Origin of the sequence: Arthrobacter sp. Bi26 (assembly GCF_918697925.1) — a bacterium.
Lineage (GTDB): Bacteria > Actinomycetota > Actinomycetes > Actinomycetales > Micrococcaceae > Arthrobacter.
Genome location: NZ_CAKKMF010000049.1, coordinates 1 through 25,621, shown reverse-complemented (window position 1 = coordinate 25,621; position 25,621 = coordinate 1). Strand labels below are relative to the sequence as shown.

Annotated in this window: 21 protein-coding genes; 4 read left to right on the top strand and 17 right to left on the bottom strand. The window is 63.3% G+C overall.

Annotation, left to right across the window (positions count from 1 at the left end; genetic code table 11):
* Positions 1-518: 518 nt before the first annotated feature.
* The 3 genes from LQV16_RS14020 to LQV16_RS14010 all read right to left on the bottom strand — a co-directional run bounded on the left by LQV16_RS14020 (position 519) and on the right by LQV16_RS14010 (position 7,179).
* Complete coding sequence (locus tag LQV16_RS14020) at positions 519-4,760, bottom strand: TIR domain-containing protein (protein WP_229994522.1); 4,242 nt, start codon at positions 4,758-4,760, stop codon at positions 519-521.
* A gap of 844 nt (positions 4,761-5,604) precedes the next feature.
* The gene (locus tag LQV16_RS14015; protein ID WP_229994521.1) at positions 5,605-5,994 is read right to left on the bottom strand and encodes a hypothetical protein; all 390 of its coding nucleotides are present in this window, start codon (positions 5,992-5,994) and stop codon (positions 5,605-5,607) included.
* 15 nt (positions 5,995-6,009) lie between these two features.
* Positions 6,010-7,179 carry a patatin-like phospholipase family protein gene (locus LQV16_RS14010; protein ID WP_229994520.1) on the bottom strand — a complete coding sequence of 390 codons (1,170 nt, stop codon included), beginning with the start codon at positions 7,177-7,179 and terminating at the stop codon, positions 6,010-6,012.
* A 369-nt stretch (positions 7,180-7,548) separates the two neighbouring features.
* On the opposite strand from LQV16_RS14010, the gene LQV16_RS14005 reads away from it, so the two are divergent.
* Positions 7,549-8,034 carry a hypothetical protein gene (locus tag LQV16_RS14005; protein ID WP_229994519.1) on the top strand — a complete coding sequence of 162 codons (486 nt, stop codon included), beginning with the start codon at positions 7,549-7,551 and terminating at the stop codon, positions 8,032-8,034.
* Between the two features lie 344 nt (positions 8,035-8,378).
* On the opposite strand, the gene LQV16_RS14000 is transcribed toward LQV16_RS14005, so the two are convergent.
* From LQV16_RS14000 to LQV16_RS13945, 12 genes are all read right to left on the bottom strand, one after another.
* The gene (locus tag LQV16_RS14000; protein ID WP_229994517.1) at positions 8,379-8,645 is read right to left on the bottom strand and encodes a hypothetical protein; all 267 of its coding nucleotides are present in this window, start codon (positions 8,643-8,645) and stop codon (positions 8,379-8,381) included.
* 21 nt (positions 8,646-8,666) lie between these two features.
* Entirely contained in the window at positions 8,667-8,969 is a 303-nt protein-coding gene (locus LQV16_RS13995) for a hypothetical protein (protein ID WP_229994516.1), read from the bottom strand.
* 47 nt (positions 8,970-9,016) lie between these two features.
* A complete protein-coding gene (locus LQV16_RS13990; RefSeq protein ID WP_229994515.1) occupies positions 9,017-10,150 on the bottom strand; it encodes a class I SAM-dependent DNA methyltransferase in 1,134 nt (377 codons plus the stop codon).
* Positions 10,151-10,295: 145 nt separating this feature from the next.
* A complete protein-coding gene (locus tag LQV16_RS13985; RefSeq protein ID WP_229994514.1) occupies positions 10,296-11,486 on the bottom strand; it encodes a type II toxin-antitoxin system death-on-curing family toxin in 1,191 nt (396 codons plus the stop codon).
* 484 nt (positions 11,487-11,970) lie between these two features.
* On the bottom strand, positions 11,971-12,945 hold the full coding sequence (gene nrdF, locus LQV16_RS13980) for a class 1b ribonucleoside-diphosphate reductase subunit beta (protein WP_223916933.1): 975 nt from the start codon (positions 12,943-12,945) through the stop codon (positions 11,971-11,973).
* On the bottom strand, positions 12,942-13,736 hold the full coding sequence (locus LQV16_RS13975) for an NUMOD3 domain-containing DNA-binding protein (protein ID WP_229994513.1): 795 nt from the start codon (positions 13,734-13,736) through the stop codon (positions 12,942-12,944). Before LQV16_RS13975 ends, nrdF begins: the two co-directional genes overlap by 4 nt.
* Before the next feature lie 37 nt (positions 13,737-13,773).
* Positions 13,774-15,894, bottom strand: a complete 2,121-nt coding sequence (nrdE, locus tag LQV16_RS13970; protein WP_229994534.1) for a class 1b ribonucleoside-diphosphate reductase subunit alpha — start codon at positions 15,892-15,894, stop codon at positions 13,774-13,776.
* Between the two features lie 71 nt (positions 15,895-15,965).
* Positions 15,966-16,463, bottom strand: coding sequence for a class Ib ribonucleoside-diphosphate reductase assembly flavoprotein NrdI (gene nrdI / locus LQV16_RS13965; RefSeq protein ID WP_229994512.1), 498 nt, complete (start codon positions 16,461-16,463; stop codon positions 15,966-15,968).
* Between the two features lie 89 nt (positions 16,464-16,552).
* Positions 16,553-16,798, bottom strand: a complete 246-nt coding sequence (gene nrdH / locus LQV16_RS13960) for a glutaredoxin-like protein NrdH (RefSeq protein ID WP_018773329.1) — start codon at positions 16,796-16,798, stop codon at positions 16,553-16,555.
* A 492-nt stretch (positions 16,799-17,290) separates the two neighbouring features.
* Positions 17,291-18,748 carry a class I SAM-dependent methyltransferase gene (locus LQV16_RS13955; RefSeq protein ID WP_229994533.1) on the bottom strand — a complete coding sequence of 486 codons (1,458 nt, stop codon included), beginning with the start codon at positions 18,746-18,748 and terminating at the stop codon, positions 17,291-17,293.
* 2 nt (positions 18,749-18,750) lie between these two features.
* Positions 18,751-19,497, bottom strand: coding sequence for a DUF1365 domain-containing protein (locus LQV16_RS13950; protein WP_229994511.1), 747 nt, complete (start codon positions 19,495-19,497; stop codon positions 18,751-18,753).
* The gene (locus tag LQV16_RS13945) at positions 19,494-20,897 is read right to left on the bottom strand and encodes an FAD-dependent oxidoreductase (RefSeq protein WP_229994509.1); all 1,404 of its coding nucleotides are present in this window, start codon (positions 20,895-20,897) and stop codon (positions 19,494-19,496) included. The genes LQV16_RS13950 and LQV16_RS13945 overlap by 4 nt, the downstream gene beginning before the upstream one ends.
* A gap of 322 nt (positions 20,898-21,219) precedes the next feature.
* Between LQV16_RS13945 and LQV16_RS13940 the strand changes: the two genes are divergently transcribed.
* Both LQV16_RS13940 and LQV16_RS13935 read left to right on the top strand, forming a co-directional pair.
* Positions 21,220-22,140, top strand: coding sequence for a LysR family transcriptional regulator (locus LQV16_RS13940; RefSeq protein WP_229994507.1), 921 nt, complete (start codon positions 21,220-21,222; stop codon positions 22,138-22,140).
* Positions 22,141-22,225: 85 nt separating this feature from the next.
* On the top strand, positions 22,226-22,447 hold the full coding sequence (locus LQV16_RS13935; protein WP_229994505.1) for a hypothetical protein: 222 nt from the start codon (positions 22,226-22,228) through the stop codon (positions 22,445-22,447).
* On the opposite strand, the gene LQV16_RS13930 is transcribed toward LQV16_RS13935, so the two are convergent.
* The gene (locus LQV16_RS13930; protein WP_229994504.1) at positions 22,444-23,838 is read right to left on the bottom strand and encodes an aldehyde dehydrogenase family protein; all 1,395 of its coding nucleotides are present in this window, start codon (positions 23,836-23,838) and stop codon (positions 22,444-22,446) included. The two genes, LQV16_RS13935 and LQV16_RS13930, sit on opposite strands and share 4 nt — an antisense overlap.
* Positions 23,839-23,936: 98 nt before the next feature.
* Between LQV16_RS13930 and LQV16_RS13925 the strand changes: the two genes are divergently transcribed.
* Positions 23,937-24,443 carry a DUF2004 domain-containing protein gene (locus tag LQV16_RS13925; protein ID WP_229994503.1) on the top strand — a complete coding sequence of 169 codons (507 nt, stop codon included), beginning with the start codon at positions 23,937-23,939 and terminating at the stop codon, positions 24,441-24,443.
* A gap of 148 nt (positions 24,444-24,591) precedes the next feature.
* On the opposite strand, the gene metE is transcribed toward LQV16_RS13925, so the two are convergent.
* A partial coding sequence (gene metE / locus LQV16_RS13920; protein ID WP_229994502.1) for a 5-methyltetrahydropteroyltriglutamate--homocysteine S-methyltransferase occupies positions 24,592-25,621 on the bottom strand: 1,030 nt, incomplete at its 5' end.

The following is a 25,621-nucleotide window of genomic DNA, read 5'->3' as shown; positions in this document are numbered from 1 at the left end:
CGCAGACCACGACTAGGATTACGAAGCCCGTCGTCACCCCGATTACAGAAGTGAGTTGTCGCGGAGTCATTTGCACTTCCGTCCCAGGGCAATTCCGAGGCCGGGATCTCCATCTCAGCTACATGTGTTACAGCCTCAGCCACGGTCATTAACAAGCCAGCCCTTGGGTCAAATTTGGGAACGCCTTCTGCTGGCGCGGAGCAACGGAAGGAGTCGTCATTCGCCGTACAAAGGCCCGGGCCCAATGCGGACGCACATTCCAGCGGACAGAAAGTTTCCCTCCCACCTCCAAAGGTGGACGAAAATGACGGTGAAAGACGACCAAGCACACCGTCGTGATGACGTGGGGCCCGCAATGCAATCTGCCCCTCAACTTGACCCACAGCATCTTTCATACTCGGAGTCGTGCCTCCGTTGTAGCACTGTGCACCGGCCAGAGCAATATACACGGATATTCGGCTTATTACTTCGTCCTCTGGTCACGTTCTGCCCATGGGTGGATTTGCTTCCGCCTGGTCTCAATCTTGGCTTGGGTTAGTATTTTTCCGACGGTTGCCTGGCGTGTCCGGGGGAACGGTAAGGCCGGGGCAGACCTCGATGTAGTCGATGCCCGGAGCCACCCACTCACGCCACTGTTTGTGGCTGATGTTCTGGGAAAGTTTGGTACACAATGTGTCGGACGGGGTCTGGGGTGCGGGCCACAGCCTCACTGTGCTGTCGTCGCTCCCGGAGGCGATTCGGCGGCCGTCGGGGCTAAACGCAACGCTGTACACCGAGCCCTGGTGTCCGGTCATCGGTCTAACGAGGGGCTGACCCGTCTCCGCGTCCCACAGCCGCACCGTGCCGTCGTTACCCCCGGTGCTGATTCGGCGGCCGTCGGGGCTAAACGCCACGCTGTACACCCCATTCAAGTGCCCAGTCATCGGCTTACCGAGGGACTTGCCCGTTTCCGGGTCCCACCGCTCCACTGTGCCATCGGTGCCGCCGGAGGCGATCCGGCGCCCGTCGGGGCTGAACGCAACGCTCGTCACTGCATCCTTGTGTCCGGTCAAAGGCTCGCCGAGGGCCCGGCCCGTCTCTGCGTCCCAACGCCTTATCGTGCCATCGGTGCCGCCGGAGACGATCCGGCGCCCGTCGGGGCTGAACGCAACGCTCGTCACCGCATCCTTGTGTCCGTTCAAAGGCTCGCCGAGGGCCCGGCCCGTCTCCGCGTCCCACCGCCGCACCGTACCGTCTCGGCTGCCGGAAACGATCCGGTGGCCGTCGGGGCTGAACGCAACACTCGTCACCGCATCCTTGTGTCCGGTCAAAGGCTCGCCGAGGGCCCGGCCCGTCTCCGCGTCCCACCGCCGCACCGTACCGTCTCGGCTGCCGGAAAGGATCCGGTGACCGTCGGGGCTGAACACAACACTCGTCACCGCATCCTTGTGTCCGGTCAAAGGCTCGCCGAGGGCCCGGCCCCTCTCGGCGTCCCACCGCCGCACCGTACCGTCTCGGCTGCCGGAAAGGATCCGGTGACCGTCGGGGCTGAACGCGACACTCGTCACCGCATCCTTGTGTCCTGTCATCGGTTTGCCGAGGGCCCGGCCCGTCTCCGGGTTCCACAGCCGCAATGTGCCGTCGTTACCCCCCGAAAGGATCCGGTGGCCGTCGGGGCTGAACGCGACACTTGTCACCGCACCACGCTTGTTTCCGGTCATCGGTTCGCCGAGGGCCCGGCCCGTCTCCGGGTCCCACAGCCGCAATGTGCCGTCGTTACCCCCCGAAAGGATCCGGTGGCCGTCGGGGCTGAACGCGACACTCGTCACCGCACCCTTGTGTCCGGTCATCGGTTCGCCCAGGGCCCGGCCCGTCTCCGGGTCCCACACTCGAACCGTGCCGTCGTTACCGCCGGAAAGGATCCGGCGCCCGTCGGGGCTGAACGCAACACTCGTCACCGCCTCCTTGTGTCCGGTCATCGGTTCGCCGAGGGCCCGGCCCGTCTCCGGGTCCCACAGCCGCACTGTGCCGTCGTTACCGCCGGAAAGGATCCGGTGGCCGTCGGGGCTGAACGCGACACTCGTCACCGCACCCGCGTGTCCGGTCATCGGTGTGCCGAGGGCCCGGCCCGTCTCCGGGTCCCACACTCGAACCGTGCCGTCGTTACCGCCGGAAAGGATCCGGTGGCCGTCGGGGTCGAACGCGACACTCGTCACCGCACCCGCGTGTCCGGTCATCGGTGTGCCGAGGGCCCGGCCCGTCTCCGGGTCCCACACTCGAACCGTGCCGTCGTCGCCGCCGGAAAGGACCCGGCGCCCGTCGGGGCTGAACGCGACACAGTTTACCAGCTCTTTATGTCCACTCATCGGTTCGCCGAGAGCCTGGCCAGTTTCAGCATCCCACAGCCGCATCGTACCGTCTGGTCCGCCGGTGAGTATCCGGTTGCCGTCCGGGCTAAACGCCATACTGCTGATTTTGGCCGGCGTTTCTATGATTTTTTGCAGGTCGCGATTCATATTGACAGCGCTTAGTAGTGCGCCTTCGCCTCCCGCTGTCGAGGCAATCGCTTGTGCGGCGAGGATGCGCTTCAGACCGTTTGCATCGCCGCCGCCGCGGTTTCCTTCGAGCATGGACAGACCTTCCGATACAAGACGAAGAGCGGTGGCTTCGCGGTCGCGCGCGGTGGCCTCGCGCTCTGCAAAGGAGGCCCACACGAAGCCAGCCGCGGCAACCATGGTGATAACGACCGCTGATGCTAGGACGATCTTGAGTATGAGAGAGCGTTTCCGTAAATCCGCTGCGTGCGTTTCGGCCACTTCCTGCTTGTCGCGGGCAGCCCGTAGTTCGGCATCGTGCCGTCTCTTCTGAGCTGCGAGCCGTTCCTCCTCCCGGCTTCGGGAGGCGCGGAGGAACTCGCGGGCAGGCTCCAGCCGTTCCCGGAATCCGGGTTTTCCGAACAGTGTCTCGGCACGACTCAGCCTTTCTCCTTCGAAGAGCCACGCCTCGTTGCGGCCGCTGCGTTCCCAAGCGGCTGCGGCGCGTTCCAGGTTGTCGGCCTCCTTGAGGTCCTCCTGCTCGCTGGCCAGCCACCCGGCCAGATCCTGCCATTGGCGCAGCAGGCTCTCCAGAGCTACTTCGATCACGGTCTCCCCGCCGCGCTCGTCCCCGACCAACAAACGCCGGCCCACCATGGCGTCTATGAGTGGCCGGGCGTCGTTCGGTAGATCGGACAGGCGGGCGATCCGGCGAACCGGCTGGTCGTTGTCTGGGTTGATGGTCGCCAACCAGGGAATGAACGCAGATTTCAGCAGCTCCAACTGGCCCCGCCGCACTGCAGGGTCCGGCGACAGCAGAGTGTCGATCTCGTGTTGCACCACCTGCTGCATTCCACCCATCGCATGGTATTCGGCCAAACGGAGATCTCCGTCGCCGCCGTAGTCCTGGTACAGGCGTGCCAGGGTCAGCGAGAGCAACGGCAGGGTGTCCGCGCCCTGAACGCCTTCTTCCAGCAGCCGATCCACCAGAACAGTCTCGACTTCCAGCGGTCTCCCCGCCCCCGTGGCACGGGCTGCGGGGCCAAGGATGACCTCCCTGAACCGGGCGACCGGCATAGGTTTGAGCTCGTCGAAGACGACACTTTTAAGCCGGGCCAGCTCAGGTGCGGTCTGCAATGGTTCGTAGAAATCCGAACGGACCGTTGCGGCAACAATTAACGCCGGCACGGTCCCGTCTTCGTGATCCAGCAGTCCGGCAAGCAGATCCAGGAACCGGTGTGCCTGGGGGCCGGCGTCGGCACTGAAGAGCTCTTCGGCCTGGTCCAGCGGTAGGACCAGGGTCGGCGGCGGTGTCCCGACCGGCACCTCCAGCAGCCGTTCGGCGGCCGCCTGCCGGGCTTCGGCCAGCCACTCCTTCAGTTGTGCCGTGTCCACCCGAGTGCACGCATCCTTGATGGCTCCCAGAGTGGGGGTGTCCAGTCCCAGATGGATGCGCCTGGAATGGACCGCGCAGGCGAGGCCCCGGTCCCCGGTGAGCGGGTTGCGCTCGGGGCGCACGGTTTCCAGCACCAGGAACTGCCGGTCCTCACGCCGCAGCCGCGGCACGAGACCCGCCCGCAGGAACGAGGACTTGCCCGCGCCCGACGGACCCAGGATCACGAACAGCGACTCGACGCCGGAGCTGCGCATGGTACGCAGTGCATCCAAGCCCCGCACGATCTGTCCGTCCCGGCCGAAGAATACCGCCGCGTCCGCTTCCTCGAACGGTTCCCACCCCCGAAAGGGGGACCGTCCAGCATCCTTCGGCGGCGGCCAGGCGAAGTGCTCGGCCCCGATCCCTGCACGGCGCAGCCCCTGGTGCAGCCGCCGGAGGCCATCCATGAGAAAAACGACAGGGCTGTCTTGGCCCTCAATTGGAATGTCGGTGGTGGGTCCGTTGCCGAAGAGGTCGCAGCGCTGCCATTCGCCGGTGACGCCTTCCTCCTCCAGAGGCTCCAGCCGGGCACACAGGATCAGCTTTCCCAGATTCTCCGCGGTCCGGTACTCGGCCATGCATTCGCGGGAGGCCTCCCAGCTGGCAGAGAGCAGGCAGATTACCACCTCGCACCGCTCATTGGCCCGAAGCAGGGCCTCCTTCCACCGCTCACCCGGCGCAATACCCGTCACTGGATCAAGATCCAGGAAAATCTCGTCGGCAAGACCGGGGTCCTGCTGCACCAGCCACCGCTTCAATGCGATGGCCTGAGGGGTGTCCCGGCTCGAATGACTCAGAAAGATGCGTGACAAGTGATCACCCCGCTACAGGGCCGGTCTCCGCGTAGCAGCAACATTGTACTGTCACCGCCCTGGACGCCGGACTCGCACGACGCCCGGAAGTCGGCCGTCCCGATATGGCGCACGAATGTCCAAAATTTCGTCGCCTGCAAAGCTTCAAAGACTGTCCCGGCAGCACGGAAATGACGCGCTTCCCGGCCCTGCGATCATGACTGGTACGTCTGCAACCTCCACCGGCAGAGGGAAACGAGGGCCTTCCCATGGTGACAATGGTCCACCTGAGTGGACCGCACTGCAATGGCCAGTTCAAGTCGCCCTAAACCTCATCGCAATTGTCTTAACTCCTCAGGCGGATGAATGGGACGGCTCACGCGCAAACTCAGCTTCCAGAGCCAATGGCGACGTCTAGAACGTGCCCTCCATCGAATGAGCAGTCGTTTCCCGACTCCACTGAAAATGCACGCCATCCTATTTCGGATGCGACAGGATGAACGCGGCCAATCTGCGGTCTACAAACACCGCCATCTCCGGACGGCGGATTCGTTGTTCAGACGAACAGCAGGCTTCTGCATTCGCATATTCTGTTGTCCCACTTCCGCGGTCTTCGCCGGGTCATGCGCGCGTGGGTTGTACCGTCGCAACGGATTCGAGCTGACTGGAGAACGCACAATCCTCGAGAACTGGGAGTGCATCGCACAGGTCACAATGGCCCTGCTCTGACTGTATGAGCCGCTGCACAGGGTCTGGCGGCCGGGGCCCTGGAGGGGCGTTAGCCCCCCCACGCCCACCAGGTCACCCTCCACTAGCCGATGTGCTTGCCGGCTATCCACGCCGCAGGCCAACACAGCCGCTTCCCTCACTGGTCCGGTTCGTAGCGGGAATTGAACCTTTCGGCGGTCATCGCGTAGCCATCGGTGCCGTCTTCGTTGTTGAACACGACGACGTCACCCCTGTCGTAGTAGGTGCGGCCTTCCTTGGTCACCACGCTGCCGGCTTCCGAGGCGACCTCAGCCCAGACCGGGGTGGATTTCACATAGGCACCGCGGTGGATCCGGCGGTAAGTGGCCGCAAAGACGTCCGCGTCGACGGTGTGAATGTCGCCGTCGTCGTCCACCAGCCAGTCCCCGGGCTTGCACTGCTGTTCGCCGCCCCACTTGCGGTAGCTGAACCCGTCGGTGTCCAGACGCAAAGGAATGGCGACGACGTACTGGTCCGGAAAGCGCCTGTAGCGTCGGAGCTCCCTCATAATAGCCCCTTCCGTTCACGCCTGCGGCAGGTCAAATACACTGCCAAAATCAGTTTCCCGCACATCCCGTGCCGCGGCCAGCCTGCCCAGCCGGTGGAGGGCCTCCATATTCCTCGGGGCATCCATCGCACTCAGCGAGGGGACGGTGTCCATAGCGGCAAGGGTTCCGTCCAGGGCGCGGACACTCTCCGGACGCAGGTCCACGTTATAACGCAGGTAACTCATCAACGGGGCACCGTTTAGAAGATCACCCTCCAGCTCCCCCAATTCCCGGTCAATCATCCTCGCGGTAGGGCTGGCGGACATCCACTGCAGCATTGTCTCCTGCAGCACGGCACAATCCTGCAGCACGGACTTCAGCGCCCGCACGGCATGACTGGCAGTCAGTTTTGCCATACTGACGGCAGGATCCACCGCGCCTGTCCCGACCGATACAAGCAGCAGCCTATCGGCACCGGTCTCCCAGCCCACACGGTAGCCTTCCAACGAGGCGTACATAAGCGCCTGCAGGGCAGGGTTGTTGAAGGGACTGACACCACCGTCGACGAAACTCCCGGTCACGGGGCTCACACTGCGTCCGCCAGTGATGGTGATCGTTTCCGGTACAAAGTAGGACGGCGCAGCGGTGGAGGCCCGGACAACCTGCCAGAGGGGATAATCCCGGTTTCCCATCCTGCCGTTGGCGCCAGCAACGAAATACCGTCCCCGGGGGTTGTTGCTCACCGGCCACGGACTGCCGCTGTCCAGGCGTTTGATGACCACCAGCAATCCGGTCAACAGCTCGGGGCCGCCCAAGGTGGTGTCCAAACCGAAGAGATCCTTCAGCTCGGAAACCAGAGCCCGCTCGTCGTACCTGGCGCGCAGAAGAACCTGGCGCAACAGGCTTCGTTCGAACACACGCCGCCCAAGGCTGAAATACCTGTCCCTGACTTCGCCGACGCTCCGGCCTTGGGCAAGAGCCGCCGCGATGATCGCCCCGGTCGACGTGCCTGCAATCAGGTCGAAGTAATGGCAAAGACGGAAGCCGTCGGCGCCGCCATGGCGTTCCCGCAGCAGATCCTCGACCTTTTCCAGAATCCCGAGGCTCAAAATGCCACGCAAGCCGCCGCCGTCAAGTGCAAGAATGCGCTTCGGGCTGCCATCACCGCCGAAATGCTCGTCCCGGGTCAGAATCTGGTAGGGCATCTGGACGCCTCTTCTCATGTAGAGCCGCGTAACTCCATGCTAACGGGACGCAGATCCCCAGGCACGTGCTTTCGGTGTAGGCACACCACACAAAGCTGACCTGTACCTCAACTTCTCCCCAGAGCTGGTTTGGCCATCCAGTCCTCTTCGAAATATGGGTGGTGGGTTCGGGACGGGGCAGAAATTGCTCTGCCGGATGAATGGAGTTTCCATAACTCAAACAGATTCTGACGCACAAACCCCAAGGCAAGGTGTCGCGGCGCGCCCCTGAAACAGTGCTAGCACGGAAGCGACATAACCTCGGACGAGCGCAACATGGAATCACCGGGCAATTAGAGCGATTGTCCAAAAAAGAATTAGGAGAAGGTCATGAACAGAAACCGATTTGCAGCGTTCGCGGCGGGAACAATGATTACCGCAGCGTCGATTGGGTTGGTAGCGGCGCCAGCCGAGGCCAACACCTCAAGTTCGGGCTGCACAGTGGTGAAGCCGGCGGGTCCAAAAGCCGACGGGTACGACAGCAGCAATCGACCAATGGTGAAGTACGTGGTAGATGTCTGGTGCAATAAGGGTCGCTCGATCCGCATCCATCAGCAACGTTGGGAGGAGGATGGTCCCAACGGTCGTGGCGACGATTACCTAGGTGAGAAATATTGGACGCAATCATTCCTAAATCAGAGCGGAAGCGTCAGGCTCACGTACCGCACTCTGTTGCCGCAAACGTGGGACTCGGGCGGCGGGAAAGAACCTAATGAGGAACTGTATCAAAAGGTTCAGTTTAGTGTGACAGAAGGATTGACCACTTCTGCTTGGACGCCTTTCGAGAGAGGCGGCGCCAGTTGGATCTTCCACTAAATGCGGATTGTGAACGCGCCAAATAACTCTCCTGGAGGCGATTGAGCGAAACGCTCATTCCCTTGGTGTCATGAGCACGGCAGCTTGTTTCAGGACCGCTGAGACGCTGATCCGCGCCCACCCACGACCCTGCTGACCAGCGCCAGCGAATAGGCACGGCACCGCCTTTTGACGCCGGAGTCCTTCACAGGAACGAAGCAGCAGGACTTTGTAGAGACGGCCGGTCACCCTCAATAGTGACCGGCCGTCTCCGCTTGTTGGCTGCAGACGGTGACCCGGTCAGATTCACCGGATTCACCCATAACTCCAAATTCACCTAAACTACCTTAGCGCCGAGCAGTTGGTCAGTCGTTGCCTCCCAATTCGCATGGGAGGCTGCCAGAGGCAAACGCATCGATGAGTTGGTCGACGGCGGCAAGGCCTTCTTCCGAGCGTGAAAGTTCATCCCCACGGGAATGGAAATAGTCCAGCAGCGCGTCGTAGCCCGCAACGTTAGTCGGAGACGGAGCTGGCGGACCCTCCTGCACCGGTTTGTATTCGGCATACCGACGAGGAAGGCCAGGTGGGAGTCGCTGCAGACGTTCTTCGAAGAACTCTTCGGATTCGCTCATGATTCCTCCTTGCCTGCCAGCCTACTTGTAGGTCAGGCTGAGCAGCATCGTTTTGAGCTGGGCATAACGCCCGGTTTCCATCCAGGCTTTCGCGGCGGCCCGCGAAGGGAAGGCCAGCGTGGACGGCGAATGGGTGAGGACGACGTAGGCGTTCATGATCCTGTCGGGCAGCTCGATCTGGTTGGATCCGGAACTGCCGTCAGGTGCCAGGAACTCGTGAGCTTCCCGGACATCCATGAAGTAGTGGAGGCTGCCGTCCAGGACCTCGTCGTAGGCGAAGCCGAACTCCGCGACTCCCCCTGATTTCTCCACGATCCCAGACACGGGGCTTTTGTCCAGGACGGTCCGTTTGTCTCCAAGCGGGACATAACTCACTGGACGAGCGCCTTCAGCTCCGCGAGGCCGTTAGCAATGTCTGCTTCCAGAGTCTCCAAGTCCGCTATGATTTCGGCGGGTTCTTTGTGGTCAATCTTTTCGTGCTCAACGTGCTTGTACCTGTTCAGCGACAGGTCGTAGCCATTGTCGACGATCTCGGACCTGGGAACGAGGAAGGACTGATCGGTACGCGCACGATCGGCTTCCGTCGTCGTCCTCTGCTGCCAGCGGCCCAGGACGTCGTCGAGGTCGGAGGTTGCAAGCTGGTTGCGTTTGTCGTCGAGACTGAAGCCGTCCGAGATCACGTCGTAGAACCAGACGTTGTCGGTACCGCCGGAGTTGGTCTTGGTGAAGAACAGGATCGCAGTGGAAACGCCGGCGTAGGGTTTGAAGACGCCGGAGGGGAGTTTGACCACGCCGTCGAGCTTATGGTCCTCAACGAGCATCTTCCGCAGCGCCTTGTGTGCCGTGGACGAACCGAACAACACGCCGTCAGGCACGATCACCGCTGCACGTCCGCCGGGCTTGAGCAGCCTCAGGAACAGGGCGAGAAAGAGCAACTCCGTCTTTTTGGTCTTGACCAGAGAAAGCAAGTCCTTGGCGACGTTTTCGTAGTCCAGGCTGCCGGCGAAGGGTGGGTTGGCGAGGATGACGTCGTATTTTTCTTCCTCGGAACCATGGAGGTCGGCCAGGGAGTCACGATAGGTGATGTCCGGGTCCTCGACGCCGTGCAGGAGCATGTTCATGGACCCAATGCGCAGCATGGTGCTATCGAAGTCGTACCCGTGGAACTGGCTGTGGTGGAAGAACCGGCTCTGTTCGGCATTGGTGAGCAGGTTTGGGTTATTCTGCCGGAGGTGTTCGCCGGCCTGGACCAGAAACCCGGCGGTGCCGGCGGCGGGGTCGCAGATGGCCTCCATCGGCTGGGGCGCTGTCATCTTCACCATGAGATCGATGATGTGGCGGGGCGTACGAAACTGGCCGTTCGTTCCGGCCGAGGCGATCTTGCCGAGCATGTATTCGTAGAGGTCACCCTTGGTATCGCGCTCGTCCATGGGGATTTCATCGATGATGTCGACGACTTTTTCCAGCAGCCCGGCGTTAGGGATGGTGAATCGCGCGTCCTTCATGTGCTGGGCGTAGGAGGATTCCTCGCCCGACTCCGTTAGGAAGATGCCTCGGTCGACGTTCGCAGCCGCGGCAGAATCAACCTCTCAATGAAACGTTCACTCCGGTCCGCGGAACCCGACTGGATCACGTGACCGGGCCAGACGGTCAAACACGAGCGAGCCTTTGAAGCAGCTTCGAATACTCCAAGATGAAGTAATCAGGTTCGCGCGCGGTTGAGTAGAAGTGCTCGGAATCCACGCCGTGCTCCTGGTCTAGTTCCAGTTCTTGACGGATGCGCTTCACTATCGTTTTGGGTACTTCTCGCCCGTCCCCCGTGTTGGTGAAATACGCCTGGAGCCGTCTAGATCTAGACAACCTGAGGATCCCACGACGTTCAACGACGACGCGCGATATTTCGAGCTTCTCACCTCGGTGTTGAAGTATCTCGCAGCCCTTGGTCTTCAAGAGCTTTGACAGTTCCCGCCATGTTATTGAGCGCTCTTCCTTGCTTACTGGCCGCGAGCGTCGGATGATCCAGTCTGCGATCTCGGAAGTCTCACGGTCGGCTACTTGGTCGAAGACAACGTTCGATGGCAAGAGCTGATGCGACGCGACCCTCAGCATCCACTTGAATAGCTCGTCCTCACTGGACTCCAACACGAAGTTGTTACGATCAAGAAAGACAAGAAGCGCCACTAGCGCCGTTCGTTTGTTTCCATTGTGGAAAGCATGATTCTGAACCAACGAGTGTAGAAGTGCAGCGCCAGCTGACTGGATGGTGGAGTACTTGTACTGGCCACCCAAGCTCGTCCCGGGTCTTGACACGGCGCTTTCAAGAAGTTGTACGCTCCGGACACCTGGGGGACTAATCGGATCCTCCGCTTCCGCGAAATCACGTTCGAGTTCCTCATGGATTCCAAGAATCTCATCGGTCGTCAGGAGTCTTCTCTCACGAGCCGTCCCCTTCGCCGTCCACTCAAACGGCGGCGCCACCGGCCGTGAATCAATCTTTAGAACCTCGCGCCGCTGTTCCAACCTGCGCGCCGTATTGTCAGTGGTGGAGACCAGATACGAGTTAAGTCGCCTGATGGAGCCTCTTGGCATGGTGATGGTGCCGGACTTCAATGTGAAACCCAACTCCTCCAACAGGTCCGCCAATTCGTTGCGCTCCAGCCCATACTCTCCGAGCCAGTACGAAACTCTCCTCTGCTGAGCACCCGGAAGGCCCAAGGCCCTTTCGGCCGCCCGCATATCGCGGCGTTCTACTACCGAGTTTGGGGCGTCCACATATTCGACGCCTTCCCCCCATAGCGCGACCAACGCTTGCTCAGTGTCGACCTTGGCCTTTGCTGCCAACGAACTGACTGTAAGCGAACCCTTTGCCACTATTCCCCCAAATTTTGCGATCTCAGATTCACATCAACAAGGCCCGTAGCTGCGGCATTTTGCGCACAATCTAGGCAGCCACGGGCGGCTCGTCTAACTTGCCGGCAGAACTAATCTCCATCACGAGAGAGGCGGAAGGCCCCGCCCGGGCACGGTTGCCAAGTTGCTTGTCACGGATGCCATGCCAATTGTCACCGGCCAACTAACTTGTCACTTGTGCCACCTATCTTGGCAACTCACACCAACTAACTCGTCAGCTGTGCCAACTAAGTCGTCAACTCACACCTAGTTGGAAGTCTTCCAACTAGGTGACTTGTTTCTTCCAAATAGGAAGCGATTCTTCCAATTAGGTCGACATCTCACACACGCGATTTGGCCAACTACCGTGGAACGTGGCCATCTAAGTTGGGAAATGGCCAACTTCTGTGGAACCTCACAGACATCTCACACAGCACTAGAAGTCCCAGTCGTCATCCTCAGTGTTGACAGCCTTGCCAATCACATAGGAAGAACCCGAACCCGAGAAGAAGTCGTGGTTCTCGTCAGCGTTCGGCGACAGGGCCGAGAGGATGGCCGGGTTCACGTCGGTGACGGAGGCCGGGAACATGGCCTCGTAGCCCAGGTTCATCAGGGCCTTGTTGGCGTTGTAGTGCAGGAACTTCTTGACGTCCTCGGCCAGGCCGACGGAGTCGTAGAGGTCGTGCGTGTACTGGACCTCGTTCTCGTACAGTTCGAAGAGCAGCTCGAAGGTGTAATCCTTGATTTCCTGCCGGCGCTCCTCGGAGACCTTCTCCAGGCCCTTCTGGAACTTGTAGCCGATGTAGTAGCCGTGCACGGCCTCGTCGCGGATGATGAGGCGGATCAGGTCGGCCGTGTTCGTCAGCTTGGCCCGCGAGGACCAGTACATCGGCAGGTAGAAGCCCGAGTAGAACAGGAAGCTTTCCAGCAGCGTGGAGGCCACCTTGCGCTTCAGGGGGTCGTCGCCCTGGTAGTAGTCCATGACGATCTGGGCCTTCTTCTGAAGGTTCTCGTTCTCGGTGGACCAGCGGAACGCCTCGTCGATCTCCTTGGTGGAGGCCAGCGTGGAGAAGATCGAGGAGTAGCTCTTGGCGTGCACGGACTCCATGAACGCGATGTTCGTGTAGACAGCCTCTTCGTGCGGGGTGAGGGCGTCCGGAATCAGCGACACGGCGCCGACGGTGCCCTGGATGGTGTCCAGCAGGGTCAGGCCCGTGAACACGCGCATGGTGAGCTGCTGCTCGTCCGGGGTCAGCGTGGCCCACGACTGCACGTCGTTGGACAGCGGCACCTTCTCCGGCAGCCAGAAGTTGTTGACCAGGCGGTTCCAGACATCCACGTCCTTGTCGTCCTGGATGCGGTTCCAGTTGATCGCCTCAACATGGCTGAGAAGCTTTACTTTTTCTGTCATGACTCCGACTCGCTTTCTGAAGAGAGACTGGGCTTGGCTGAGTCCTCGACGCAATACTTGCAGTCGGCTTTCTCTATGCCTTTGTTGGTGTGATGTCTGGTGTGGGCGTTTCGTTGGCTGGAAGGCATCGGACGGCCCTTCCGTACTGCTGACATTTTCGCACGGGTTTCGGTACTGGCCTGCTTCCCAAAGTTCGGGTTGCCGGCACCTTTCTTGGCTTCTGAAAGTGCTTTGCGGGTTTCTTCACCGACCGAATGCCCAAAACTTGGATGCTCCGGGCCGAACTTCCCAAAGTTCGGGTTCTCCGGTCCGGAGTTAGTTCCTTTGCGGTCCTCCGCCCACTTCTTCCGCTGCTCCAGGCTGTGCTTGCCGCCATAAAACGGGTTCTCTGCCCCTGAACGGCTAAGCCCCTTGCGGCCCGTGTTCCTGATGCGGGCGGCTTCGCGTTGTTCTTCGGTCCAGACGACGCCGGTCGGCCCGAGGCCGCCATCGGCAATGTTCAGAAGACGATCCCCTTCTCGTCGCAAGTAGCTGATCCACTCGATCTCCGCCTGCCCCAGCTCGGGCAGGCCTTCAATCCAATCCAGCTCGTCCGCGATGAGATCAGCCGGATCGTGTTTTCGGAGCCAGTCGTAGAACGGCGTCTTGCGACCCTCGGCGGCCACTCGCAGGTGCTGATGGAAACGACGACTGGCCGTCTTGGTCGTGATACCGACATAGCGGTACTCGACCTCCCGCCGAAGCCGGATGCCGTAGACCAAGCCGCCCGTCGCCGTCGTCGTTTCCATCATTTCAACCGATCACTCGAAATCTACCGATTTCAGTTGATCAAAGCATGCACGAGACACAATTTTCCACCTCGGTCCCTTCCAGCGCGAGCTGGCGGAGACGGATGTAGTAGATGGTCTTGATGCCCTTCTTCCAGGCGTAGATCTGGGCCTTGTTGATGTCGCGCGTGGTGGCGGTGTCCTTGAAGAACAGCGTCAGGGACAGGCCCTGGTCCACGTGCTGCGTGGCTGCAGCGTAGGTGTCGATGACCTTCTCGTAGCCGATCTCGTACGCGTCCTGGTAGTACTCCAGGTTGTCGTTCGTCAGGTACGGCGCCGGGTAGTACACGCGGCCCAGCTTGCCTTCCTTGCGGATCTCGATCTTGGACGCCACCGGGTGGATCGAGGAGGTGGAGTTGTTGATGTAGGAGATCGAGCCGGTGGGCGGCACAGCCTGCAGGTTCTGGTTGTAGATGCCGTGCTCCATGACGGAGGCCTTCAGCTCGCGCCAGTCATCCTGCGTGGGGATGTGGATGTTCTTGAACAGCTCCGCGACCTTCTCGGTCTGCGGGACCCATTCCTGCTCGGTGTACTTGTCGAAGAACTCGCCGGTGGCGTACTTGGACTTCTCGAAGCCGCCGAAGGTCTGGCCGGTCTGGATAGCCAGCAGGTTGGAGGCGCGGACCGCGTGGTACACCACCGAGTAGAAGTAGATGTTGGTGAAGTCCAGGCCCTCCTCGGAACCGTAGTGGACCCGCTCGCGGGCCAGGTAGCCGTGCAGGTTCATCTGGCCGAGGCCGATCGCGTGGCTCTGGTCGTTACCGCGGGCAATCGAGGGCACCGAGGTGATGTTGGACATGTCCGAGACGGCCGAGAGGGACCGGATGGCCGTCTCGATGGTCAGGCCGAAGTCCGGCGAGTCCATGGTCTTGGCGATGTTCAGCGAACCCAGGTTGCAGGAGATGTCCTTGCCGGTCTGGTCGTAGGACAGATCATCGTGGTACGTGGTGGGCTGGGAAACCTGGAGGATCTCCGAGCACAGGTTGGACATGATGATCTTGCCGTCGATCGGGTTTTCCCGGTTCACGGTGTCCTCGAACATGATGTACGGGTAGCCGGATTCGAACTGGATCTCGGCGAGGGTCTGGAAGAACTCGCGCGCCTTGATCTTGGTCTTCTTGATCCGGGAATCGTCCACCATCTCGTAGTACTTCTCGGTGACCGAGACGTCGGAGAACGGCATGCCGTAGACCTTTTCGACGTCGTACGGGGAGAACAGGTACATGTCCTCGTCCCGCTTGGCCAGCTCAAAGGTGATGTCCGGGATGACGACGCCGAGCGAGAGGGTCTTGATGCGGATCTTCTCGTCCGCGTTCTCGCGCTTGGTGTCCAGGAAGCGGTAGATGTCCGGGTGGTGCGCGTGCAGGTACACCGCGCCGGCACCCTGGCGGGCACCGAGCTGGTTGGCGTAGGAGAAGCTGTCCTCGAGGAGCTTCATCACGGGGATGACGCCTGAGGACTGGTTCTCGATCTGCTTGATCGGCGCGCCGACCTCGCGGATGTTGGTCAGCGCGAAGGCCACGCCGCCGCCGCGCTTGGAGAGCTGCAGCGCGGAGTTGATGGACCGGCCGATCGACTCCATGTTGTCTTCGATGCGGAGCAGGAAGCAGGAGACCAGCTCGCCGCGCTGCTTCTTGCCGGCGTTCAGGAACGTCGGGGTGGCCGGCTGGAAGCGGCCTTCGATGATCTCGTCCACCATCTGGGTGGCGAGCTTCTCGTCGCCGCGGGCCAGGTGCAGTGCCACCATGCAGACGCGGTCCTCGTAGCGCTCCAGGAAGCGCTTTCCGTCGAACGTCTTCAGCGTGTAGGAGGTGTAGAACTTGAACGCGCCGAGGAAGGTCTCGAAGCGGAACTTCTTCTTGTACGCGCGGTTGTAGAGCTCGCGGATGAAGTTCATCGTGTACTGGTCGAGGGTTTCGCGCTCGTAGTACTCGTTCTTGACGAGGTAGTCGAGCTTTTCCTCGAGGTCGTGGAAGAACACGGTGTTGTTGTTCACGTGCTGCAGGAAGTACTGGTGCGCGGCCTCGCGGTCGGCCTCAAACTGGATCTCTCCGTTGGGGCCGTAGAGGTTCAGCATGGCGTTGAGCTCGTGGTAGCCCAGGCCCTTGTAGGCGGCCGGCATCTCGTGCTTTTCCTGCTTCTCCTGCTTGTCAACGGAGGTGGCGGTGGCCGCGTGGGTGCCTGCGCCCTCAGTTACTGCTGTGTCTGCGACAGTCGTGTCCAAAACTCTTCCAATCCTTGTTGTACGCGGTTGACGTCTTCCGGCGTCCCCATGAGTTCGAAGCGATATAGGTGCGGGACCTTGCACTTGGCGGCGATGATGTCGCCGGCCATGCAGTAGTTGTCCCCGAAATTCGTGTTCCCTGCGCCGATCACTCCGCGGATCAGCTTCCGGTTGCCCGGGTCGTTCAAAAACCTGATGACCTGCTTTGGAACAGATCCCTCTCCCCCGGTGCCGCCATAGGTCGGCACCACCAGCACGTAGGGCTCCCGGGCCACCAGCGGAGCGTCCCTCGGGTAGAGGGGGATCCTGGCGGCGTCGACTCCCAGCTTCGCGACGAAGCGTGCCGTGTTTTCGGAGGTGGAGGAAAAGTAGATGAGGCGGCAGTGCGTTAGTTCGGGAGCTGTTGTGCTGACCGCTTCCCCGCTGTCAGCCGTGGCAGCTACCCGATCTTCAGTTGTTACAACCACGGTGGTCACCTCATCTACCGTGAATTCTTGCCTGGTAGCGGCGTCCCTGAGTGTTTCAGGTGATTGGGCGTTTCAGGCTACGGGGCGTTTCAGGCTACAGCGACGGCGGCGGCCTGCGCCAGTTCTTCGATCTTGTCCGGGCGGAAACCGGACCAGTGGTCCTGGTCAGTGACGACAACGGGGGCCTGCATGTAGCCCAGGGACTTCAGGCGCTCAAGGGCCTCCGCATCCTGGGAGATGTCGACACTCTGGTAGGCGATGCCCTTCTTGTCCAGCGCGCGGTAGGTCGCGTTGCACTGAACGCAGGCCGGCTTCGTGTAAACCGTAACGGTCATGGTCCTAGTCCCCTTTGTTGAAGTCTTCTTCGGAGCGCTTCCCCGGCTCCGACTGTCCCGCGCTGATGCTCTGCTGGAACTGTATGTCGATACTACATGTAGTGCAAGAGCCTCACGCGGACCCCAAGATGATGTATTACAAGTATGTCATTTAACCCACCGTTAATCCACAGGAGGGGGCCCTCCAAATGTCCGGATTTCCGCCATTTTGGCGGACGAAATCCACACCCTGTGCAGTAGTTACCCACATTAATCACCCCCGCGTGTCGCACCGCAGACGGCGTGTCGCGCCCCTCCGTGCGGGCGCGTCACGGTGGCGCCGGCCACTACATCTGGTGTCCGGGCACACTAAAGAGGCGGGCACCGTGGTGCCCGCCTCATCAGATGGTGATTGTTCTAACACCCGAGTCGTCATACCCTGCGCCGTCATGCCGTGACCGGCGCCACGGGGACCTATTCAGGACCTATTCAGGACCTCGGCTGGTGCTCGGTCTAGGCCGCGCCCTTGGTGGCGGCACCGTTCGTAAGGGCACTGTCGAGCACGATCTGCTGCACGTCGAGATAGCCCGTTTCAAACCCGGCCCGGGAGTAGCACAGGTAGAACAGCCACATCCGCTGGAAGACCGCGTCGAAGCCCATGGCCCCCACCTCGTCTTCGCGGGCCATGAACCGCTCCTCCCAGAGCCTCAGGGTCTGGGCATAGTGGTCGCCCATGGCGAGGCGTTCGCGCACGCGCAGTCCGGTCTGCTTGGCGGTGATGTCTTCGATGGCGCGGACGGACGGAATGACCCCGCCGGGGAAGATGTACTTGTGCACCCAGGTGTAGCTGGTGCGGGTGGCCATGAGGCGGTCGTGGGCGATCGTGATGGCCTGGATGGCCACCTTGCCGCCCGGGGCCAGGACCCGCTCGATTGTCTGGAAGTACGTGGCCCAGTATTCGAAGCCGACGGCCTCGATCATTTCGACCGAGACGACGGCGTCGTACTCCCCCTCCACAGCGCGGTAGTCCTTCAGCTCGATCGTGACAGCGTCGGCGTAGCCGGCCTCGGCCACGCGCCGGCGGGCGAGTTCCTGCTGTTCGCTGGAGAGCGTGACGGAGTAGACGGTGGCGCCGCGGGAGGCGGCGCGCAGGGCGAGCTCGCCCCAGCCGGTGCCGATTTCCAGGACGCGGGTGCCTTCCTTCACGCCGGCCTTGTCCAGGAGGCGGTCAATCTTGGCCTGCTGCGCGGCGGCCAGCCCGTCCCAGGCCACGCTCCGCAGGGCGTCGCCGTTTTCCGGGAAGAGGGCGCTGGAGTACGTCATGGTGCTGTCCAGGAACGAGGCGAAGAGCTCGTTGGAGAGGTCGTAGTGCCGCGAGATGTTGGAGCGGGTGTTTTTCTCGGTGTTCCGTTCCCTGCGCGGCTGGCGCGGGAGGTACAGGCCGCGCAGCTTCTGCAGCGGCTCGGGCACGAGTGTGCCGACGCGGGAGGCAAACACCTCCATGACGGCGGTGAGGTCATCGGCGTCCCAGTCGCCGGCCATGAAGGACTCGCCCAGGCCGATCAGGCCGCCGTCGCCGAGCCGGGCGGCGAAGTCGTCGGGCCGGTTGATGGTCATGACGGGGTAGGCGGTGCCGGCGGGCGCCTGCTCGGCGGGTGCCTGGTCCGAGGCATCCCGCTCCAGAACGGCATTGCCCGGCGCCTTTCCCAGCGCCGTCTTGCCCAATATCGTGCCGTCCGGGTACCGGACTTCCAGCGGCAGCCTGCGCACGGCCGCCTTGAAGATGGCGTCCGCAGCGCGTCCGGCCACACGGGCCTTCAGGCTCGAGGGCACTGTCGCGATGCTGGGCCAGATGGCGGCGTCGATGGCGACGGGCGGCTGGGGAACGGTGTAAGGCACCCTGCTGCTGACGGCTCCGCTGCGCGTGGCGCCCTGGGCCCGTCCCGCGCCGGATCCGGTCGCTTCGGTCATAGTCACTGAACTGCCTCCTGTGAAGGGTGGTGTGGTTTCTTGATGATGGGCAGGCGGCGTGCCCACAGCCTGATGCCCTGCCAGCGGATCTGCGCCGCAACACGCAGCGGGCCCAGAGGTACCGCGAGCGCCGCGGACACGATGTACCGCAGCGTCGCTTCGTGGCGGACGCCGTCCATGGTGGCGATGAAGGGCTGCTGGCCCTCCCGCTCCAGGACGATCGATACGGCAAGCCGTTCACCGGGTTCGGGGAGCTTCATGCGGTACTCGCCGTCGACGTCGTTGAACGGGGAGACGTAAAACGCCTTCGGGACGCTCGCCCGGCCAGTGGCGTCGGTTTCGAGGAGGTAGCAGTGCCGCTCCCCGTACGTGTTGTGGACCTCGACGACGACGCAGCGCAACTCACCGGCGCTGTCATGGCACCAGAACACGCTTAGCGGGTTGAACACGTGCCCGAATACCCGGGCACTGGCCAGCATGGCGATGCGTCCGCCGTCGAGCCCGATCCCCTGGGTGGCGAGGTAGCGTTCCACATTGCCGCGCAGCGTGCCGTCCGGGTCGCCGAGATGGTCCTCCACCCGGAAGCCGGCCAGCGGCCGGAGCAGCCGCGGCAACTGCGGAAGGTGGTCGACGTCGACATACCAGCTGTAGCTGCGGTACGTGAAAGCGTTGTGCAGCGGGGTGCGCCGCACATGGGAGATGACTGTGCGATAGATGGCGGCGCGGTAGATGGCTGCAATTGCGCTCATGAGCCCTCCGCGGAGACGGCCTGCAGGTCAGGATCTTCGGCCACGGAACGGTACTCCTCGTTCAGGGCGGCGGCATCGTCCCAGTCGCGGCCCAGCAGGGCGGCGGCCTTGAGGCCGGACAAGGCGCCGTCCTCGTGGAATCCCCAGCCGTGGTAGGCGCCGGCGAAGGCCAGGCGCTCGTCGCCGAGTCCGAGGATCCGCTCCTGCGCCTTCAGCGACTCCGGGGTGTACTGCGGGTGCTCGTAGACCATCCGGTCCAGGACCGCAGCGCCGTCGATCAGTTCGGATTCGCCGAGGCTGACGATGTACCGGCCGCCGTCCGCGGGCTCCAGCCGCTGCAGCCGTGTCATGTCGTAGCTGACCAGGACCTTGTCCGGCCGGGCATCGCAGGACGGCAGCCGGTAGTTCCAGGATGCCTGGGCGTTGGGGCTGGCCGGCAGCACGGCTTCGTCGCGGTGGAAAATGGTCTGGTTCACCGAGTACGGCATGCCGCCAAGGGCATCCCTCTCGGCGGCCGAGGCCCCGGTGAGCATGCGCAGGGCCTGTGCCGGGTGGGTGGCGATCACGACGGCGTCAAAGGTCTCGCGCACAGTCCCGGCACCCAGCGCGGACGTGACGTCCACGCCGTCGGCGTGCCGGTGCACCGTGGTGACAGGGCTGGCGAGCCGGATGTCCGGCAGGGTCTTGGCCACCTTGTCAACGTATCTGCGCGAGCCGCCGGTGACCGTCCGCCACTGCGGCGAGCCTTTGACGCCGAGCAGGCCATGGTGGCCCAGGAAGGTGAACAGGTAGCGGGCCGGGTAGGCCAGCGCGGTGGTGGGGTCGCAGGACCAGACGGCGCTGACCACAGGGGTCATGAAGTGCGAGATGAAGTAGCTGCCGAATTTTTCCCGGGCCAGGAACTCGCCCAGGGTGAGCTCGTGTCCTGTGCCGGTGCCTGTTCCCGTGGAGGGTTCCGCCAGCAGGGCGCGGGCCCGGCGGTGGAACCGGGTGACTTCCAAGAGCATCCGCAGGTAGCGGCCGCGCAGCAGGGTGGACGGCCGGGGAATGATGCCGCTCCCGTTGGGCCGTGCGCCGGCGTATTCCAGGCCGCAGCCGTCGCAGCGGACGGACATGCTCATCTCGGAGTCCTGGGTTTCGACGCCGAGCTCGGCGAACAGGCGCAGGAGTGTGGGGTAGGTCCGCTCGTTGTGCACGATGAAGCCGGTGTCCACGCCCAGGGTGGGCCCGTTCTGCTGCGGCACATCGTGGGTGTGGGCGTGGCCGCCGAGCCGGGCGTCCGCCTCGAAGAGGGTCACCCGGTCCCGCCCGTTCAGCACGTAGGCGGCGGTCAGCCCCGCCACTCCGCTGCCGATGACGGCGACCCGCCGTCCTCCCGGAATCCCTGCTGCTTGCGACACTGGTCTGCTCCTGTTGTTTAGCCCAAATACTTCTCTAGCCCGAAGTCTCTTGTGGGCTATTCGTTGCCGTCGGGCGGCCGGATGAGTATGGATTCCGCATTTTTCAGGTCGGCTTTCAGTTCACCGCCTGCGGCGCCGGCAACCGTCGCTCGGTTGGGGCCCCTCGAAGTCTCATGCATGGGCATGGCCGTGCCGTGCAGACATTCCGTGCAGCCAACCCTGGCCGCCCGGGGTAGGCCGGATATGCCACAATGAAGCGGGATTTCCGGTCCCGTCCCGTGGACCCGCCACATTGGACCTGCTACCAGGCGAAGGGCAGCCCTTGATCAACCCCGTCCATCTTCGGACCCTTGTCGAAGTGATCCGGCTTGGATCGTTTGCGGCCGCCGCGGCCCGGCTCGGCTACACGGCCTCGGCCGTCTCCCAGCAAATGTCGGCACTGGAGCGCGACACCGGCGTCACCTTGTTCCAGCGGGCGGCCCGCAGCATCCAGCCGACGGAAGCCGCCGTCGTCATGACACGGCACGCAGCCAAAGTGCTCACGGATATCGAGACGCTCATGGCCGCCGCCTCACGGGCGCAGGAGAGCCCCAGCCAGGAGCTGCGGCTGGGCATTTTCCCGAGCCTTGCCACCTATGTGCTGCCGCCGATCCTGCAGAACCCGGCCTGGAAGAAGCTCGGCATCGACCTGCGGGTCTCGGTCGCGGAACCGGCCCAGACCATCCAGGGGCTGCGGACCGGCGGCGAACTCGACGTTGCCCTGGTGTACCAGGTGGGACAGTCCGGCCTCGCCTGGCCGCACACCGTGGACCGGCAGTGGATCGGCGACGACGACTTCCGGGTGGTGCTGCCCGCGGCCTGGGGCATCGGCACGGATTCCAAGGTGGCCGCCCCGCATCTCTCGGACATGCCCTGGATCATGCATCACCCGGGCACATCCGATGCCACGGTGATCGAACGCCTCTTCGCGAGCTGCAACCTGCACCCCCGTGTGGTGGCCTACAGCGATGACTTCCATGCCAGCCTGGAAATGGCGGCCGCCGGGCTCGGCGCCGCCCTGGTCCCCGAGCTGGCCCTGCGGCACCGGCCTGCCGGCGTCGTGGTCCTCGATGTTCCGGAGATCAGGCTGGCCCGCAATGTTTTCGCCCTGCTGATCAACGAGAAGCGGACCGCCCAGGTCCAGCTGTTCGTGGAACTGCTGGCCGAGACGATGCACAGGCTCAGCACCGTGCGAAAGGATTGAGCCCGAAGGGCCGAGCTGAAAGACCACACGTCTAAGAACTGCGGAGGGGTTTCCCTCCGGCGCCCGATCGAGAAGGATGGGGGCCATGAACAAAAGCTATTCAGCCTCCCGGCCCGTCTCCTCCGACAACCCCGAGGTAATCGCCGCGGCCATCCGGGCGGCCACCGAGGAACTCCGGGACACGCTGCAGCGCCATGGCATCGAGGCGAGCTTCGAGGACATAGCCCTGCTGGGGCACTCGGAGTCCTGGGACGACGAGGGGACGCGTTGGGTCGAGGTCGAATGGGACGGCGTGGAAGCCGGTTAGGACCTGACCCGCTTTCCGACCGGCGCGACCAGCGCGTCGATGATCCGGTGCCTGGTCCGGGTGTACGGCGGGTAGATGAGTTCCAGTGTGTCCGGCCACAGCGGCTTGTCCAGGGTGGAGCGCTCATGCGAGAACGTCCGCACCGAATGTTCCCCGTGGTACGCGCCCATGCCGCTGCCGCCTACCCCGCCAAACGGAAGCCCGGGGACGGAGAGGTGGGCCGCCGGAACATCGAAACACAACGCCCCGGACGAGGTCCGCTCGGCGAAGGCACGGCGCGTCGCGGGATCCTTGCTGAAGACGTAGAGGGCCAGCGGTTTGGCGCGCCCGTTGACCTCCCCGATGGCCGCGTCGAGCCCGCGCACGGGCACCAGTGGCAGCAGCGGGCCGAAGATTTCTTCGGCCATGACGGCGTCGCCGGGCGCCGGCCGCAGCAGGGTCGGCGCTAGGTAGCGGCTGGCGGCGTCGCGCTGTCCGCCGTGCACCACCGTGCTGGCGTCGGCCAGGGCAGCGAGCCGTGCGAAGTGGCGGTCATCGACAATCCGGCCGTAGGACGGGCTCGCCGCCGGGTCCGTTCCGAAGAGCGCCGTGATGGCCTTGATCAGCTCGGCCTGCAGCGGCTCCAGGACCTCCTCGCGGGCCAGGACGTAGTCCGGGGCGACGCACGTCTGCCCAGCGTTCATGAACCGGCCCCAGGCAATCCGTTTGGCCGCCGTGGCAAGGTCCGTGGACGCATCGACATAGGCCGGGCACTTGCCGCCGAGCTCCAGCGTCACGGGGGTCAGGTGTTCGGCGGCCGCGCGCATCACCACCTTCGCCGCGGCCTCTCCCCCGGTGAAGAAGATGTGGTCGAACCGTTCGGCCAGCAGCGCTGTGGTCTCCGGGATGCCGCCCTCAACCACCTCGGCGGCGCCGGCCAGGTATTCGGGAATCCAGCGGGCCAGCGCGGCCGAGGTGGCCGGGGCGTGTTCGCTCGGCTTGAGCACTACGGTGTTTCCCGCGGCCAAGGCTCCGGCCAGCGGGGCGAGCAGCAGTTGCAGTGGGTAATTCCACGGCCCGATCACCAGCACCACGCCCAGCGGAGTGAGTTCGGTCCAGGCACGGGCCGGCTGTACTGCGGGAGGCACCGGCACGCGGCGGGGCCGCAGCCAGTTTTCCAGGTGCCGCTCCAGATGTGCCGCCTCTGCGTCAGCGAATCCGATCTCCGCCAGCTGCGCCTCGGTGCGGTGCTTGCCCACGTCGTGGGCGAGGGATTCGGCGAAGTCCGCCTGCCGTTCCGCCAGCATGCGCCGCAGCCCGCGCAGTTGATCCAGCCGCCAGGTGAGTGGACGCGTGGTCCCGGCGTCGAACACGGCACGGGCACGGACGACGGGCGAGATTACATGCTGCATCCGATCAATCTACAGTCACACGGACATCCGCCGGTCCGGCACCCGATAAAACCCTGCCAACGCTGGAATGGTCCGGTTTTCAGGACTATGTTGAACATATGAACAAGGTAGCGAGCAAGCACTTCGGCGAGGTCGAGCTCAACCACGGAAGGGACCATAATCTCACCGCCACGCATGAGCTGGCGGGCCAGACCGTGGAGCTTGACCTGAATGTCAACGCGCATGACCATTTCGATGAAGCGGCCATGCACAAAGTTGACTACCGCTTGCGCTTCCTGCCCGAGCTCGTGGACCAGGTCCGCGAAATGATCGCCGAGGAACTGGACCAGGAAGGCACCAGCCCCCAGGAGTACCGCCACTTCCACTGCAACGCGATCAAGGACGAACACCTCAAGAAGGTTTTCGGCGTCGAGAACAAGAGCCAGCTGACCGACGAGGTCTTCCTCAGGGCGCTCAAGCTCGGCCACGTGGGCATCTACCCCGGCCAGCCGGAACGCTACTTCGTCCTCGACTTCACGCTGGGCCAGCATTTCACCGACGAGGTCCTCGTCGCCTCCGCGGATGAGGACGGCGTCGTCGACGACGAAATCCTCTGGGAATCCTGAATCGCCGGCGAACTTGGATCCACTGCTCCGCAGGTGCCCTTTTGAGCGCCCAAAAGGGCGACTGCTCAGCAATCGATGACCAAGAACGTACGACGCCGGCCGGCCACCTTGCGAGGTGACCGGCCGGCGTCGTTTTGGCTGGAGCGGGTTACTTGGCGGCTTGGAGCAGTTCGGCGCGGACCGTCTTGGTGGCCGTGACCAGGTTGCGCAGGGACTCTTCGGTCTCGGCGTAGCCGCGCGTCTTCAGGCCGCAGTCCGGGTTGACCCAGAGCTGGCGGGACGGGACGTGCTTGACCGCGGTGCTCAGCAGCTCGGTGACTTCCTGCTCGCCCGGGACGCGGGGCGAGTGGATGTCGTAGACACCCGGGCCCACGCCGCGGCCGAAGCCGTGGGACTCGAGGTCGTGCACAACCTCCATGCGGGAGCGGGCGGCCTCGATCGAGGTGACGTCGGCGTCGAGGCCGTCGATCGCGTCGATGATGGCGCCGAACTCGGAGTAGCACAGGTGGGTGTGGACCTGGGTGGCGTCCGCGGCACCGGCCGTGGAGAGGCGGAAGGACTTCACGGACCAGTCCAGGTACGCGGCCTGGTCGGCCTTGCGCAGCGGCAGGAGTTCGCGGAGGGCCGGCTCGTCCACCTGGATGACCTTGATGCCGGCCGCTTCGAGGTCGGCGATCTCGTCGCGGAGGGCCAGGGCCACCTGGTTGGCGGTCTCGCCGAGCGGCTGGTCATCGCGGACGAAGGACCAGGCGAGGATGGTGACCGGGCCGGTGAGCATGCCCTTCATCGGCTTGTTGGTCAGGGACTGCGCGTACTTGGCCCATTCCACCGTGATCGGGGCGCTGCGGGTGACATCGCCCCACAGGATGGACGGGCGGGTGCAGCGCGAGCCGTAGGACTGGACCCAGCCGTGCACCGTGACGTCGAAGCCTTCGAGGTTCTCGGCGAAGTACTGGACCATGTCGTTGCGCTCGGGCTCGCCGTGGACCAGGACGTCGAAGCCGAGCTCTTCCTGCAGCTCCACGACGCGCTTGATCTCTTCCTTCATGAGCTGCTCGTACTGCTCCGTGGTGAGGTCGCCACGGTTGGCGCGGGCGCGGGCGGTGCGGATTTCCGAGGTCTGCGGGAAGGATCCGATGGTGGTGGTGGGCAGCGGCGGCAGGTGCAGCGCCTTCTCC

Coding starts and splice junctions, on each gene's coding strand:
- LQV16_RS14010 (WP_229994520.1), bottom strand. CDS start 7,179: ATGCCCTACCAGATTCTGACCCGGGACGAGCATTTCGGCGGTGATGGC.
- LQV16_RS14015 (WP_229994521.1), bottom strand. CDS start 5,994: ATGAGGGAGCTCCGACGCTACAGGCGCTTTCCGGACCAGTACGTCGTC.
- LQV16_RS13930 (WP_229994504.1), bottom strand. CDS start 23,838: ATGCAGCATGTAATCTCGCCCGTCGTCCGTGCCCGTGCCGTGTTCGAC.
- nrdH (WP_018773329.1), bottom strand. CDS start 16,798: ATGACCGTTACGGTTTACACGAAGCCGGCCTGCGTTCAGTGCAACGCG.
- LQV16_RS14000 (WP_229994517.1), bottom strand. CDS start 8,645: ATGAGCGAATCCGAAGAGTTCTTCGAAGAACGTCTGCAGCGACTCCCA.
- LQV16_RS13950 (WP_229994511.1), bottom strand. CDS start 19,497: ATGAGCGCAATTGCAGCCATCTACCGCGCCGCCATCTATCGCACAGTC.
- LQV16_RS13975 (WP_229994513.1), bottom strand. CDS start 13,736: ATGATGGAAACGACGACGGCGACGGGCGGCTTGGTCTACGGCATCCGG.
- LQV16_RS13990 (WP_229994515.1), bottom strand. CDS start 10,150: ATGAAGGACGCGCGATTCACCATCCCTAACGCCGGGCTGCTGGAAAAA.
- LQV16_RS13925 (WP_229994503.1), top strand. CDS start 23,937: ATGAACAAGGTAGCGAGCAAGCACTTCGGCGAGGTCGAGCTCAACCAC.
- nrdF (WP_223916933.1), bottom strand. CDS start 12,945: ATGACAGAAAAAGTAAAGCTTCTCAGCCATGTTGAGGCGATCAACTGG.
- nrdE (WP_229994534.1), bottom strand. CDS start 15,894: ATGCCGGCCGCCTACAAGGGCCTGGGCTACCACGAGCTCAACGCCATG.
- LQV16_RS13935 (WP_229994505.1), top strand. CDS start 22,226: ATGAACAAAAGCTATTCAGCCTCCCGGCCCGTCTCCTCCGACAACCCC.
- LQV16_RS14005 (WP_229994519.1), top strand. CDS start 7,549: ATGAACAGAAACCGATTTGCAGCGTTCGCGGCGGGAACAATGATTACC.
- LQV16_RS13955 (WP_229994533.1), bottom strand. CDS start 18,748: ATGACCGAAGCGACCGGATCCGGCGCGGGACGGGCCCAGGGCGCCACG.